Raw genomic sequence first — 12,687 nt, 5'->3', positions numbered from 1 at the left:
CAGTTAAGGTGAGTTTTGTGCGGAATTTCCTGCGGTTGCGGCCGGTGCGGCACATTCTGGTGACGAGTGCGGTCGTGTTCGTCGCGTGCGCGGTCGTGTTCGTGGTGCAACTGCTGGAGTTCACCAGCGCCCGGCCGCAACTGCAGGGGCTCACCGCGAACGCGACCGGAATCGTTTCGCGGGTCGACGACGCCACTGTCACGGTGCGGTTCCCGGTGCCGAATCAGCCGGAAGCGAGCGCGGCGGTCGAGCTGGACACCACTCCCCCGAAGCTGGGCGTGAAGGTTCCGGTGCGGTACGACCCGTCGGCTCCGTCGCGTGCGGTCACGACCGGCGCTTCGGCGTTGGTGACCGCGGACCGCGCCTCGACGTACGCGACGGTCACGGTGGTGGCGGTGCTCGCGATGCTGGCGGTGGACGGGTTCTTGCTCTTCACCCGCTTCGTGCAGCCGTCGCGACGCAAGGCGGGCTCCTCCGTGCCCATGCGCCGGGTGAAGGTACAGCGCGGCTTGCTGACGCGGTCGTGGCTGGAGACTGACACGGCCACGCCGCGGTGGATCCCGGTGTACTTCTCGCCGACGCTGATCGGCCTGCCGTCGCCGTCTCGGGTCGAGGTGCTGGGCAATCTGCGCACGGACCGCCACGTCGCCGTCCGCGTCGACGGAGAGGTGCTGTACCCGGCTGGTTCGGTGCGCACAGGAGAGCCTCGCGGCCGTCGGCTGGACAATCCGTCTGCGCCGGATGAGGAACGCACGCTTGCCGCCGCCACGCCGGTTCGCCTCGCGCGACAGTTCCGCGCCGACCTGCCAGTGCTGGCCGTCGCCCCGGTCGTCGGCGCTTTCTGGGCACTCGTCGACGGCAGCGGCTTCGCCGGCTGGCTGACCGTCAGCGTCCTGATCGCCGCATTCGGCTTCTGGTGGGCCGCGCTGCGCGGCTCCGACCCCTCACTCTGACTCCAGCGCCGCCAGAATCTCCGCCACCTCCGGATACGACTCCTCGACCTTCCCCTCCTTGCCCAGCCGGTACCGCTCCAACCGCACCGCGCCGAGGTGCCGGGCCTCGTAGTACAACGCCCGCCGCCTCGCCGCCGGGGACTCGTCGGGACGTCCGTAGGTGTCCCAGAACGCATCCCGCTTCGAGCCCGTTTTCACCGACGCCATGCGGATCGTCCAGTCCGCCGCCGGGTCGCCCCACCAGCTGCGGTCGTGGTCGAAGACTCCGACGATCTCCAGCTCCGGCGTCAGCATCACGTTCACGTGCCACAGATCCCCGTGCATCAGGCGCGGTTCGGTGATCTCGTCGAGCAGCGCGGCGTCGCGCCTCGCCCACTCGGCCATCGCGCGCAGGTCCGCCCCGTCGAGGCCGAGGTCTTCGACGTCAGCGGCGTTGTCCTCGAAGTACGCGATCAGCGCTTCGCTCCAGGTCGCGAAATGCGGTCCGGCTACAAGACCGAAACCGGGCCCGCCTACGTCGTGGATGGCGCGGGTGATTTCGCCGAGCTGGCGGAAGTACGGCGTCCGCTCCTCCGGCGAGACCGGGGACAGGATTTCCGGGCCGGGCTCTCCTGGCAGAACTGCCTGCAGGACATAATCCCGGCCGATGACCTGATGCGTGAAGTCGGCCGCGAGCGTGCACGGCATCAGCGGCGCGATCGGCGCGAAGTACGGCGCGGCAAGGTATTCGTTGCGCATGAACTGGTGCTCGATCCGGGTCTGCCGCGCCGGTTCCGGTGCGACGCGCAGGATCGCCGGGCCGTCAGCCAGCTCCACCCGGTAGGTGTTGTTGTACCCGCCCCATCCGATTTCGACGGCGGACCGCACGGTGGTGCCGAGCGCGCGGCGGCAGAGCAGTTCGATCTGTTCGGCGGTGAGGGCTTGCTGGAACGCGTCGGAGGTCCGGTCTTTCGGCTGGAAGTCCACGCGCGCATCCTGCCACTCCGCTCAGGACAGCACGAATCCTTTACGGCTCAGCGAATCCTCGATCCGCAGCCGTTCGAGATCGCGGTCGGCTCCCTCGCGCAAGCCGTCGAGCCGATGTTCGACGCCGATCTCGCGGCAGGCGGTGACGAGCAGTTCGTCGTACGCCTGCCGGGTGCCGATCCGGCGCGCGGCGGGCGTGCCGGCGGGAAGCTGGGCGAGCGTCCGGCGAACCCGGCGCAGATCGGCGGCCACCTGCTCGACCGGCGGTTCGGACGGAACTGGAGCGGCGCGTCTCCGACCAAGCCGGCGGCAGAGGGCGGGGAGGCGGAGGGCAGCCCAGAACAACGCCGAGGGAGCCACGCTGACCACGGCGAACAGCACAACCGGGCCGACCGCCACCCGGTCGAGTTTAGCCGCGGCGGCGTTTGCGCGCCCGGTTCGCGAACAGCACCGCCGCGCCCGCCCCGAGCAGGACGATGCTGGCGGCGATGTGCAGCTGCGGCGGCAGCACGTGCAACTGGACGAACCAGCTCGGGTGCCCCGCCCCGGCGAGCCGGTTGATCAGCCCGCCCGCGCCCTGGACCACCAGCAGAATTCCCAGCAGCTCGATCATCGCGACGCCTCCTCTTTCGGCGCGGAGGAGCCGAAAAGCTGCTGCCACAGCGGTCCGAAGACGAACCACACCCCGGTGAGCGTGCCCAGCCTCGGCAGCCAGCCCCACAGCGGTTCGACGTGGCCCGATGTGCCGACCACCACGATCGCGAGCAACAGCAGTCCGGCGCTGATCGCGGACGCCAGCACGCATTTGCCCCATTCGCGCCATTCCTTGCGGGCCTTCGCGCGGCCGTACAGCTTCTCCGGCCGCGGCCCGCCGGCGAACCGGTGCGCGAACCGGACGTCGGCCCACTCCACCATCGACGGCCCGAACACCACCGAGAAGCCCAGGTACACCGCCGCCAGCCCGTGCGTCACGTTCGGCTTCGCACCGTTCACCAGGTCGATCACCGTGATCACCAGCAGCACCAGGTCGACCACGGGCACCAGCGCCAGCAGCACGGTGCTGGCCTTCTGCTTGCGCAGCGCGTACCGGGTCAGCAGCCCTGCCGCGATGAAGACCCAGAACCCGATCTCGCACGCCACGATGGCAGCGGTCATCGGGCTGTTCAGAATCTCGTCCATGCGTCCACTTTCGCGGCCGCGGGCGTCCGCGCGCGTCAGCGGACGGCACGATCGGGGGGTCATCATTTCGTAGGACGACCGGGCCGCCCCGGTGTGCTGTCATGGTCGGGTGCGCTTGCGAGACCTGCGCTCGGCCCTCCCCCGGCCGAGCGAACTGCCGCCGTGGCAGCAGAACGGCCTCGTCGCGCTCGCGGTGTTCGCCGGCGGCTCGTTGCTGTACCTCGCCGACGTCCACCGGCTGCAGCCGAGCGGCGACCCGTACCCGCTCTGGGTCCGGTTCGCCGAACTCACCGCGATCTGCCTCGCCTCGTTCCTGCGCCGGAAGGTGCCGTGGGGGCTGCTGATCGCCACGGGGATCGTCGGTGTCGATGTCGCGCTGGGCCTGTCGCTGCCGATCGCCATCGCGTACACGGATTTCCTGTACTCCGCCATGATGCACGGCTCCCGCCGGACGACCCGGGTGCTGGTCGGAGCCACCGCCACCGCGGTGCTCGCGGTGGTGGTCGTCTTCCTGGCCGTCGCGGGCTGGCGGGCGGCGGCGGTCGGTGCGTTCAGCCTGCTGTCGTTCCTGCTCGTCCCGGTGTGGTGGGGCGCGAATGTGCGCCAGCAGAGCGATATCGCGGCGACCGAACGCGCCAACGCCGAGCAGCTCGCGACGATCGCCGCGCTGGACCAAAAGGCGGCCGTCGCGGCCGAGCGCGCGCGAATGGCCCGCGACCTGCACGACGTCGTCGCCGGGCATCTGTCGGCCATCGCCATCCAGTCGGAGGCGGCACTGTCCATGGCCGACGATCCGAAGACCGCGCAGACCGTGCTCGTCGCGGTGCGGGAGAACAGCGTGCGCGCGCTGGAAGAAATGCGCGCGATGATCGGTCTGCTGCGTTCGGAATCCAGCGAGGACGAGGTGACCGCTCCCGCCCGGCTGGCAGAACTGACCAGACTGGTGGAGTCGGCCAGGGCGGCGGGCATGACGGTTACTGTGGATTCCACTGTGGACGAAGAACTCGCGCTGCCGACGGCAGTGGACCTCACCGCGTACCGGATCGCGCAAGAGGCGCTGACCAACGCGGTCAAACACGCGCCCGGCAGCCAGACGACGGTGCGGCTCCGGGCGGCCGACGGCACGTTGACCGTCGAGATCGGCAACGAACTGCTCGGCGCGCCGACCCAGGCCGACAGCGGCGGGCACGGCTTGCTCAGCATGCGCGAGCGCGCGCACGCCGTCGGCGGCACTCTGCGAGCAGGTCCGTCCGGGCCGCGCTGGCTCGTCCACGCTGAACTTCCCCTCGCCGGAGAGACACCATGACCATCCGAGTCCTCGTCGCCGACGACCACGGCGCCATCCGCGCCGGGCTCGCGCTCATCCTCGGCAACGCCGAGGGCATCGAGGTGGTCGGCGAAGCCGCCGACGGCGAGGTCGCGCTGCGCCAGGCCCGCGCGCTGCGGCCGGACGTCGTGCTGATGGACGTCCGGATGCCGGGCACCGACGGGATCACCGCCACCCGCCAGCTCATCGCCGAAGGGCTCGCCGAAGTCCTGGTCCTCACCACCTTCGACCTCGACGAGTACGTGCACGCCGCGCTACGCGCCGGAGCCGCCGGGTTCCTGCTGAAGTCGGTCGAAGCGCCGCGGCTGATCGAGGCCGTCCGGCTCGTCGCGGCGGGCGAGGGCGTGCTCGCGCCGCAGGTCACGAAACGGCTGATCGCCGCCTTCGCCAGCACCCCGGCCGAGCCGTCGCCCGCGCCAACCGGGCTGACGGACCTCACCGAACGCGAGCGCGAGGTGCTCGGATGCCTTGGCGCCGGGCTCTCGAACGCCGAAATCGGCGCCAGGCTGTACATCGGCGAGGCGACGGTGAAGACGCACGTTTCCCGGGTGCTGGCCAAGCTCGGCCTGCGTTCCCGGGTGCAGGCCGCGATCCTGGCCCAGGACCACGGCCTCACTCCACCCGGATAGCCGATCTGCGCATCGGGCCGTCACCTTCTAACGTTCCCCCATGGGTGTGCGGAGAACTCTCGACGTCGACGAAGTCCTCAAGCGGCAGAAATCCGGCGAGCTGAAGCGGCGGCTCAGGGGGCGCGACCTGATCGGTTTCGGCGTCGGCATCATCATCGGCACCGGGATCTTCACCCTCGCCGGGGTCGAGGCCAAGACGCACGCCGGGCCGTCGGTGACGCTGTCGTTCGTGATCGGCGCGGTGGTCGCCGGCCTCGCCGCGCTCTGCTACGCCGAGCTGGCGTCCAGCGTGCCGACCGCGGGCAGCGCCTACACCTACGCCTTCGCCACCCTCGGCGAGATCTTCGCCTGGATCATCGGCTGGGACCTGCTGCTGGAGTTCGCGCTCGGCGCGGCCGTGGTGTCGCGCAGCTGGTCCGGCTATCTCGCCAACCTGCTCGGGCTGTCGCCGGACTGGTTCGGCGAGGACGCGAAGGTCAACATCGGCGCGGTGCTGATCATCGCGGTGCTGACGGTCGTGGCCGTGGTCGGCATCAAGGAGTCCTCGTGGCTCACGAACGTGCTGGTGCTCGTCAAGGTCGCGGTGTGCGTGCTGATCCTCGCCGTGGGCGTGTTCTTCGTGAAGGGCTCGAACCTCACCCCGTTCGTGCCGCCCGCGCAGCCGCCGTCCGGCACCGCGAACGCGTTGCACCAGCCAGTGGTCCAGGCCGCGCTCGGGCTCGAGCAGTCGGTGTACGGCATCGCCGGCATGGTCACCGCCGCGGCCGTCGTGTTCTTCGCCTACACCGGTTTCGAAGCGCTCGCCAACCTCGGCGAGGAGACCATCAACCCGCGCAAGGACCTCCGCGTCGGCATCCTCGGCGCGCTGGCCGTGTGCGCGGTGCTCTACATCGGGGTGTCGATCGTGCTGACCGGCATGGTCCACTACACCGACATCGACTCCGGCGCGCCGCTCGCGGACGCCTTCGACCGGGTCGGCCAGCACTGGGTCGGCGCGCTGATCTCGCTCGGCGCGGTCACCGGGCTGACGTCGGTGATGATGGTCGAACTGGTCACGATCGGCCGGATCGGCTTCGCGATGGGCCGCGACGGCCTGCTGCCCAAGGCCATCGGCACGGCGCACCCGCGCTGGGGCACGCCGCACCGGATGACCATCGGCGGGGCCGCGCTGATCGCCGTGCTGGCGGCGTTCGTGCCGATCTCGGCGCTGGCCGACATGGTCAGCATCGGCGCGCTGTCGGCGATGATCATCGTCGCGGTCGCGGTGCCGGTGCTGCGCAAACGCCGCCCGGATCTGAAGCGGCCGTTCACCGTGCCGTTCTCGCCGGTGGTGCCGATCATCGCCGCGGTGGCGTGCTTCTACCTGATGCTGAACCTCGACGTGATGACCTGGATCCGGTTCGCCGCGTGGCTCGTGATCGGCCTGCTGATCTACTTCTTCTACGGCCGCAAGCACTCCCGCTTCGCGAAGTAGGGTCAGGCCACCGCGAAGTGCACGCGGCGGTGGCGCGGGTTCTCGATCTCGTCGAGCAACGCCACGGCGAAGTCGGCGTACGAGATCTTGGCCGTGAGGTCGCCGTGCTCGCCGATTTCGTAGCGGCCGGTGCGCTTGCCGTCGTGGTCGAAGTCGCCGACCGGGCTGACATACACCCAGTCCAGCCCGGTGCCTTCGGTGCGCAACACTTCGAGCCCCGCCGCGTGCGCCAGGCAGAACGGCCGGAACTCGGGCGGAATCGAGTCCAGCGCCTGGGTTCCGTCAGCGGTGGGCAGCAGCGTGGACAGCCCGACCGCGACCAGCCGACCCACCCCAGCCTGCGGCAACCCGCTGACGAGAGCGCGTGCGGCACCGGTGAAGAACGCGTCCGGGTCGGTGCCTTCGCCGTAGACCGCGGCCGCGTTGACGGCCGCATCGTGCCCAGCGGCGAGGGCCGCGACGTCTGCCGCGCTGGTGACGTCGCCAGCGACGACGTCGGCCAAATCTCGGTAGCGCGCGGGATCCCGGACCACCGCGGTGACTTCGTGTCCGCGCCGCCGCGCCTCGGCGACTGCCTGCCGTCCGGCCCGGCCGCCCGCGCCGAAAATGACGATCTTGCTCATCGTGGGAATACCTCCTGAAGCGTCGATGCTCTGGAAGGTAGCCAGGGGGCCGGTTCCCTCCGGGATACTGAGAGGAGACCGCGATGACCGTTCGGCAGCCATTGCCTCCAGACCTGTTCGAGGAGCTGTGCCCGTCCGCGATGGTGCCGTTCCGCTTCGGGGACAAGTGGTCCGCGCTGGTGATCCGCTGTCTGGAAGACGGGCCGCGGCGGTTCTCCGAACTGCGGGTGCCGTTGCATCGCGTCACGCCGAAGGTGCTGACCCAGACACTGCGCGGCCTCGAACGTTCCGGGTTGGTGTCCCGTACGGCGCATGCCGATCCGGCGTCGGGGGTGGAGTATGCGCTGACGCCGCTCGGCCGCAGCCTGTTAGAGCCGATGCGGGTGGTGTACGGCTGGGTTGCCGAGCATTGGGAGGAATTGCTGGACGCGCAGGAGCGTTACGACGCGCCGCCGCTGCGCAACCCCGCGTAGGAAACCGCCTGCGTCAACGCCCCCGCATGCCCGGCGTCCGCCACCAGCAGCACCGATTCCAGTCCCGCCGCGACCCATTCCACCGGCTGGTCGTGCACGCCTTCGTCGCCCAGTTCGCGGTAAGTGTCCACAACGGACAGCAGCGTTCCCTCCGCACCGAGCCGTACCCCCGCGATCAGCACGTGATGCGGCGCCGGCGGACGCCACCGGTTCGTCCACAGTGGAGGGATTCCGGTGTCGAGATAGTCCAGCAGCGCGCGTTCCGGCGTGTCCGGCGCGCCCAGTTCCGCCGGGTCGACCCGCGCCAGCACCGCCACTCGCGGCAATTCCCACAGGCCAAGCAACAAATCCGAGACTGTCGAAGAGCTCCACTCCCCCGCTGCCGGAACCACCGCCAGCCGCTCCCCGGACAACGTCCGGATCGCCGAGGCCAATCCGTCCAGCGATGTGCCCGCAGCCGTCTCGTCGAAGGGAACCGGAAGCCGGAAGTCGTTGCGGGACAACGCACCTGCCGGACGGCTGGCCGACGCGCGCACCGTCCCGGCAGCGATCGCGACCTCGTCCTGGTCCGGCACCGCGATGTCCGCCGCACGCAACGCCACCAGCGCAGTGAAGGCCGCCGCCAGCCCGTCCTTCTGCGGCAGTTCCGCCCGGGCTTCGGCGACCAGGCGCGCACCGCCGGGAAGCCAGTGGACGTCGGAAAGCCCCGTGTTCAGTACCGCCACAGATGCGCCGCCACGATCTCCTCGGGCGCCCGCTCGGCGGCCCACGCCGCGTCCGAGGCGCGCACCGCGCGGAACGCGCCGAGCAGCTCGTCCCCCAGCGCCCCGGACACGCGCGGATTCGCCAGCAGCGCAGTGTCCTGTTCGGACGGACTCGCCGGCAGCGGCAGCACGCCCGCGGTGTTCCGTGCCCCTTCGCTCCAGCCGCCCGGATCCTCCGCGATCGGCTCCGGCAGGACCGCCGAATCCTCGATCCCGGACATCCCGGCGGCGAGCACGACCGCCAGCGCGAGATACGGATTGGCCGACGCGTCCGACGTTTTCAGCTCGACATTCGCGTGCTCCGTCCCGAGCAGCGCCGTGCCCGGGACGTACCGCAGCGGCGCTTCGCGGTTCTCCACACCCCAAAACGCATAGGCGCCAGCGAAAAACCCCGGCCGCAACCGCATCGTCGACGGCACGCTCGGCGCCGTGATCGCTGTCAGCGCGGGCAAATCCCGCAACAGCCCGCCGACGTAGGCCGCACCTTCGCCCTCCGGCACGCCGTCGCCAGCGAGGAGGTTGCGGCCCTTGCGGCGGACCGAAGTGTGCAAGTGCCAACCGTTTCCCGCGGCTCCGAGGCCGATCATCGGCGCGAAACTCGCCACGAGTCCGTGTGCGTGCGCGGCCGCGTGGATCGTCTGGCGCGCCAGGAGCTGATCGTCCGCCGCGGACACCGGATCCGTGGCCGGGAGCGACAATTCCAGCTGCGCCACGCCGTATTCCGCGTGCAGCTGGCCGATCTGCAGGCCGTTCGCGGCGAAATCGTGCAGCAGCGCGGCGACGAACTCGTCCAGGCCGATCAGCGCGTGCGGACTGTACGCGGGACCGCGATGCCCCGGTGCGGACACGATGTCCTCGCTGCCCGCCGGCGCGACGGAGAACTCCAGCTCGTACCCGGCCCGGAACTCGAGACCGCGCTGCGCCGCCTCGGCGACGCGGCGCTCCAGCACGGAACGTTGGCAGTACGGCCACGGCGAACCGTCCGCGGCGAGCTGCCGCACCGGAGCCCAGGCGAGCGCAGGCTGTCCGGCGAGCCGGCGGAGCCGTTCCAGGACCGGCACGAGCCGGATGTCGCCAGACGGCGTACTGAGGCCGGAATGGGCGTAGGTGATGGCGTCGTGGCTGTCGAAGACCGCGAACAGCGAGGTCGCGCCCACGCCGCGGACCGCCGCGTCGGCCAGTCCGCCGACCGGGACCACGCGCGAACGCGGGATGCCGTTGTTGTCCGCCCAGGCCAGGTGGACGCCACCGACCCCCGCCGCGGCCAGGTCCTTCGCCGCCGCCGACGCCGCCTTGGTCATGGCAACCTCCTCGGGATCAGTATCGCGGGCCGGGGCCGCCCGGGCCATCCGCGAGTGTTCACCCAGGCGGCTCAGTGACCGGTCCGGCGTCGTCCCGGCTGCGCAACGCCACGCCCGCGACGACGGCGAGCGTCCCGATCGCTTCGACCGCGCTCGGCACCTGCGCGAGCACCAGGAACCCGACGACCCCCGCCGTCACCGGCAGCAACGCCAGCAGCACCGCGAACCGAGCCTGCCCGAGCCGGCGCAGGACCACTTGGTCGAGCGCGTACGGCACAACGGTCGACAGCACCCCGACGCCGATCCCGAGCAGCAGCATGCGTGGCGAACCCCACATTCCCCCGGTGCCGAACGCGAGCGGCGACAGCACGACGGTCGCCACCACGAACCCGACCGCCAGCGAATCCAGCCCGTCCCCGCCGATCGCGACCCGCTTGCCGAGCACGATGTACCCCGCCCAGGCGGCCGCCGCGGCCAGCGCGAACACGACGCCGAGCGGACTGCCCGCGATGCGCACGTCCGCGATCGCGACCACGCCGAGGGCCACCAGGACCAGCGCGATCAAGTCCCGCCGCGTCCGAGAGCCGACCGCGGCTACGACGACCGGCCCAGCGAACTCCAGCGCGACCACCGTGCCCAGCGGCAGTCGTGCGATGGCCTCGTAGAAGACCACGTTCATCCCAGCCGTCACCACGCCGAAAGCGCCCGCGAGCAGCAGCCGCTTGCCCCGCCAGGCCGCTTTCGGCGGCCGCCGCCACACCAGCAGCACGACGGCCGCCCCGAGACAGCGCAGCCACGCAACCCCGGACGGCGTGGCGTGCCCGAAAAGGTCCACCGCGATGGCCGCACCGGCATACATCGAAATTCCGCTGAGAACGAACAAGACCGGTGCCGGAATCGCGTTCACGCGTTTCCGGGAGAGTGCAATGCCCACTCCCGCATGGTGCCTGACCACGGAAAACACGCCGATCCGGGTGGTCTGGTCCTAGGGAATGAGACGCCGTTGCGGCATCCGGGCTAATTCGGCGTGACGCACCTCCCACCGGCGCGGGAACACTTGCGGGCCGCCAAACGTCTGCAAGAGTGGAAGCACGAACACCGCGGAGCCGGAAGCGATCCCCGCCGAAGGCATCGAGACCGAAGTGGGCGTAGCTGGATCGAGGCACCGGGCGACCGGTGCCGGGACGGAGGGAGACCCCCATGACAACACCGACGCTCACCCGCCCCGAATTGACCGCAGCCGACCGATGCGACCGGTGCGGAGCAGCAGCTCAGGTACGCGCTGTCCTCAGCTCCGGAGGCGAGCTGCTCTTCTGCGGGCACCACGCCCGCGAGCACGAGGCCAAGCTCAAGGAACTGGCCGCGGAGATCCAGAAGTAAATTCGCTCACCGACAGATTCGATCCGGAGGCGGCAGGCGCGAGTGCGCTTGCCGCCTCCGGTGTTTTCGGGGCGAGGGAGCCGGTGCTCTGGGTTCGAGGGCCTCGGTTCCTTCCCGGTGTGGTGACCAGGCGCGTGTCGTCCAACGCCCGCAGCCCCCGCATCGGTACCGGCCGACCGCGACCAGCAGCGTCGTGGACCGCCAGCCGAGCGGCTCAGGGGCCAGCCGCTGGGGTCCCCGGGTCCCTCCACCCGCCGCAGCCGCGACTGCGCCCCGCGATCACAGCCGATGAAGGAACCTGATGCGCATCAATCGGCTGTCAGCCCAGTCTTCGACCCGGGTCGGCCGGACGGTGCCGGGGTCGTGGGGCTGATTGAGATCCGCCACGATCTCCGCCAGCACGGCCTGGCGTTCGGCCGGGTCGGTGACCGGCGTGGCCCGCGCGGGCAGATCTGCCCGGATCCCGTTCTTGAGGTGGAAAGTGAAGTCGGGATGGGCGAGAAGGTTCGCGTGCCAGTCGGTCGCGGTGCCGCCCGCGCCGCTGCACAGATACGTCGCGCCCGCGGCTCGGTAGAAGAAGATCTCGATGCGGCGTGCCCGGCCGGTGCGACGCCCCAGCGTCGTGATGTCGACGATCCGTTCCCTGGTGCCCGCCGCGGGGGTGATCTCGATGGCTTGCCGGATGTGGTCCGGGGCGCTCATGCGCTCTCGGCCTGAAGGGCGGGGCCGAGGAGGAGCCCGCCGTCGACGACGTACTCCGATCCCGTGACGAACGACGCGTCCGAGGACGCGAGGAACAGCAGAAGCCGGCTGACGTCGGCCGTCTCCCCGAGCCGGGGGATGGCGAACGGCTCGGGTGAGTAGAAATCGGCGATTGCCGCGGTGGCACCGGCTGCCGGTTCGTGGATGAAGGGCGTCGAGATCACGCCGGGGTGGATGGTGTTCACGCGGATGCGGTCGCGGCCGAGCTCGAGTGCGGCCGTTTGAGTGAGGCCTCGCACGGCCCACTTGCTGGCGACGTACGGAGCGTAGTGAGCCGTGCCGCCCAGGCCCATGGTCGAGGCGATGTTGACGATGGCTCCCCCTCCTGCGCGGCGCAGAGCGGGGGCTGCGGCCTTGATGCCGAGGAAGGTCCCGGTGAGGTTGACGTCAAGGATGCGAGACCACGTCGCCTCATCCGTGTTTTCGATGGTGGCAGGCGGATTCTGCACGCCCGCGTTGTTGACGAGCACGTTCAAGGCTCCGAAGGCGCTCTCAGCGGCCAGCACAGCGGCGGACCACGAGCTCTCGTCGGCAACGTCGAGGCGGACGAAGCGGGCGCGGGTCCCGAGCTCATCGGCGAGGGCGGTGCCGCGTCCGGCATCGATGCCGCCGATCACCACGTTCGCTCCCTCCGCGTGAAAGGCGCGCACGTGGCTCGAGCCCTGGCCACCGGCCCCACCGGTTACGAGCACGGTCTGGTTGTCGAAGCGGGGCATCAGATGTTCCTTCGGTACGAGGGGAACGGCCGGGAGCGTCGGTGATGCACGGCGGCCAGTGGTGAGTCAGTCGACTCACCACCGCCGACCCTAGGTCGGCTGCAATGGCGAGTCAAGCCACTCACCTCGTATGCTCGGCC

At 70.4% G+C, this 12,687-nt stretch carries 16 protein-coding genes; 6 read left to right on the top strand and 10 right to left on the bottom strand.

Annotation, left to right across the window (positions count from 1 at the left end; all coding sequences use genetic code 11):
- Positions 1-17: 17 nt before the first annotated feature.
- Complete coding sequence (locus ACZ7OI_RS30325; RefSeq protein WP_470267531.1) at positions 18-953, top strand: hypothetical protein; 936 nt, start codon at positions 18-20, stop codon at positions 951-953.
- Here the strand turns inward: ACZ7OI_RS30325 and ACZ7OI_RS30320 are convergent.
- Genes ACZ7OI_RS30320 through ACZ7OI_RS30305 form a run of 4 tightly spaced genes read right to left on the bottom strand, consistent with a single transcriptional unit; the run spans position 945 to position 3,098 of the window.
- Complete coding sequence (locus tag ACZ7OI_RS30320) at positions 945-1,919, bottom strand: phosphotransferase family protein (RefSeq protein ID WP_470267530.1); 975 nt, start codon at positions 1,917-1,919, stop codon at positions 945-947. The two genes, ACZ7OI_RS30325 and ACZ7OI_RS30320, sit on opposite strands and share 9 nt — an antisense overlap.
- 21 nt (positions 1,920-1,940) lie before the next feature.
- A complete protein-coding gene (locus ACZ7OI_RS30315; RefSeq protein WP_470267529.1) occupies positions 1,941-2,318 on the bottom strand; it encodes a hypothetical protein in 378 nt (125 codons plus the stop codon).
- Between the two features lie 10 nt (positions 2,319-2,328).
- The gene (locus ACZ7OI_RS30310; protein WP_470267528.1) at positions 2,329-2,532 is read right to left on the bottom strand and encodes a hypothetical protein; all 204 of its coding nucleotides are present in this window, start codon (positions 2,530-2,532) and stop codon (positions 2,329-2,331) included.
- Positions 2,529-3,098 carry a hypothetical protein gene (locus ACZ7OI_RS30305; RefSeq protein ID WP_470267527.1) on the bottom strand — a complete coding sequence of 190 codons (570 nt, stop codon included), beginning with the start codon at positions 3,096-3,098 and terminating at the stop codon, positions 2,529-2,531. The genes ACZ7OI_RS30310 and ACZ7OI_RS30305 overlap by 4 nt, the downstream gene beginning before the upstream one ends.
- 109 nt (positions 3,099-3,207) lie before the next feature.
- Here ACZ7OI_RS30305 and ACZ7OI_RS30300 point away from each other — a divergent pair, with 109 nt between their 5' ends.
- The 3 genes from ACZ7OI_RS30300 to ACZ7OI_RS30290 are packed head-to-tail and all read left to right on the top strand — an operon-like array spanning position 3,208 to position 6,528.
- Positions 3,208-4,404 (top strand): sensor histidine kinase, encoded by a 1,197-nt coding sequence (locus tag ACZ7OI_RS30300; protein ID WP_470267526.1) that lies wholly within the window; start codon positions 3,208-3,210, stop codon positions 4,402-4,404.
- Positions 4,401-5,054 (top strand): response regulator, encoded by a 654-nt coding sequence (locus ACZ7OI_RS30295; protein WP_470267525.1) that lies wholly within the window; start codon positions 4,401-4,403, stop codon positions 5,052-5,054. Before ACZ7OI_RS30300 ends, ACZ7OI_RS30295 begins: the two co-directional genes overlap by 4 nt.
- 40 nt (positions 5,055-5,094) lie before the next feature.
- The gene (locus ACZ7OI_RS30290; RefSeq protein ID WP_470267524.1) at positions 5,095-6,528 is read left to right on the top strand and encodes an APC family permease; all 1,434 of its coding nucleotides are present in this window, start codon (positions 5,095-5,097) and stop codon (positions 6,526-6,528) included.
- Positions 6,529-6,530: 2 nt separating this feature from the next.
- Here ACZ7OI_RS30290 and ACZ7OI_RS30285 read toward each other — a convergent pair whose 3' ends face one another.
- Positions 6,531-7,151, bottom strand: a complete 621-nt coding sequence (locus ACZ7OI_RS30285) for an NAD(P)-dependent oxidoreductase (RefSeq protein ID WP_470267522.1) — start codon at positions 7,149-7,151, stop codon at positions 6,531-6,533.
- Positions 7,152-7,234: 83 nt separating this feature from the next.
- Here ACZ7OI_RS30285 and ACZ7OI_RS30280 point away from each other — a divergent pair, with 83 nt between their 5' ends.
- Entirely contained in the window at positions 7,235-7,624 is a 390-nt protein-coding gene (locus ACZ7OI_RS30280; protein WP_470267521.1) for a winged helix-turn-helix transcriptional regulator, read from the top strand.
- On the opposite strand, the gene ACZ7OI_RS30275 is transcribed toward ACZ7OI_RS30280, so the two are convergent.
- Genes ACZ7OI_RS30275 through ACZ7OI_RS30265 form a run of 3 tightly spaced genes read right to left on the bottom strand, consistent with a single transcriptional unit; the run spans position 7,591 to position 10,548 of the window.
- Positions 7,591-8,349 (bottom strand): DUF6885 family protein, encoded by a 759-nt coding sequence (locus ACZ7OI_RS30275; RefSeq protein ID WP_470267520.1) that lies wholly within the window; start codon positions 8,347-8,349, stop codon positions 7,591-7,593. The genes ACZ7OI_RS30280 and ACZ7OI_RS30275 overlap by 34 nt on opposite strands.
- Positions 8,337-9,689: a type I glutamate--ammonia ligase gene (locus ACZ7OI_RS30270; protein WP_470267519.1), complete on the bottom strand. Its 1,353-nt coding sequence runs from the start codon at positions 9,687-9,689 to the stop codon at positions 8,337-8,339. The genes ACZ7OI_RS30275 and ACZ7OI_RS30270 overlap by 13 nt, the downstream gene beginning before the upstream one ends.
- A 58-nt stretch (positions 9,690-9,747) precedes the next feature.
- Positions 9,748-10,548 carry an EamA family transporter gene (locus tag ACZ7OI_RS30265; protein WP_470267637.1) on the bottom strand — a complete coding sequence of 267 codons (801 nt, stop codon included), beginning with the start codon at positions 10,546-10,548 and terminating at the stop codon, positions 9,748-9,750.
- A gap of 341 nt (positions 10,549-10,889) precedes the next feature.
- Here ACZ7OI_RS30265 and ACZ7OI_RS30260 point away from each other — a divergent pair, with 341 nt between their 5' ends.
- The gene (locus ACZ7OI_RS30260) at positions 10,890-11,069 is read left to right on the top strand and encodes a DUF7455 domain-containing protein (RefSeq protein ID WP_037358805.1); all 180 of its coding nucleotides are present in this window, start codon (positions 10,890-10,892) and stop codon (positions 11,067-11,069) included.
- Positions 11,070-11,348: 279 nt separating this feature from the next.
- Here ACZ7OI_RS30260 and ACZ7OI_RS30255 read toward each other — a convergent pair whose 3' ends face one another.
- Positions 11,349-11,771, bottom strand: coding sequence for a nitroreductase/quinone reductase family protein (locus ACZ7OI_RS30255; protein WP_470267518.1), 423 nt, complete (start codon positions 11,769-11,771; stop codon positions 11,349-11,351).
- Positions 11,768-12,547 (bottom strand): glucose 1-dehydrogenase, encoded by a 780-nt coding sequence (locus tag ACZ7OI_RS30250; protein WP_470267517.1) that lies wholly within the window; start codon positions 12,545-12,547, stop codon positions 11,768-11,770. The genes ACZ7OI_RS30255 and ACZ7OI_RS30250 overlap by 4 nt, the downstream gene beginning before the upstream one ends.
- Positions 12,548-12,687: the final 140 nt, after the last annotated feature.

Source organism: Amycolatopsis sp. NPDC114503, from assembly GCF_055633655.1.
The sequence above is the reverse complement of the archived record's forward strand: the minus strand, read 5'-3'. Positions and strand labels throughout refer to the sequence as shown.

Coding starts and splice junctions, on each gene's coding strand:
- ACZ7OI_RS30285 (WP_470267522.1), bottom strand. CDS start 7,151: ATGAGCAAGATCGTCATTTTCGGCGCGGGCGGCCGGGCCGGACGGCAG.
- ACZ7OI_RS30280 (WP_470267521.1), top strand. CDS start 7,235: ATGACCGTTCGGCAGCCATTGCCTCCAGACCTGTTCGAGGAGCTGTGC.
- ACZ7OI_RS30265 (WP_470267637.1), bottom strand. CDS start 10,548: ATGTATGCCGGTGCGGCCATCGCGGTGGACCTTTTCGGGCACGCCACG.
- ACZ7OI_RS30260 (WP_037358805.1), top strand. CDS start 10,890: ATGACAACACCGACGCTCACCCGCCCCGAATTGACCGCAGCCGACCGA.
- ACZ7OI_RS30310 (WP_470267528.1), bottom strand. CDS start 2,532: ATGATCGAGCTGCTGGGAATTCTGCTGGTGGTCCAGGGCGCGGGCGGG.
- ACZ7OI_RS30270 (WP_470267519.1), bottom strand. CDS start 9,689: ATGACCAAGGCGGCGTCGGCGGCGGCGAAGGACCTGGCCGCGGCGGGG.
- ACZ7OI_RS30255 (WP_470267518.1), bottom strand. CDS start 11,771: ATGAGCGCCCCGGACCACATCCGGCAAGCCATCGAGATCACCCCCGCG.
- ACZ7OI_RS30305 (WP_470267527.1), bottom strand. CDS start 3,098: ATGGACGAGATTCTGAACAGCCCGATGACCGCTGCCATCGTGGCGTGC.
- ACZ7OI_RS30250 (WP_470267517.1), bottom strand. CDS start 12,547: ATGCCCCGCTTCGACAACCAGACCGTGCTCGTAACCGGTGGGGCCGGT.
- ACZ7OI_RS30295 (WP_470267525.1), top strand. CDS start 4,401: ATGACCATCCGAGTCCTCGTCGCCGACGACCACGGCGCCATCCGCGCC.
- ACZ7OI_RS30290 (WP_470267524.1), top strand. CDS start 5,095: ATGGGTGTGCGGAGAACTCTCGACGTCGACGAAGTCCTCAAGCGGCAG.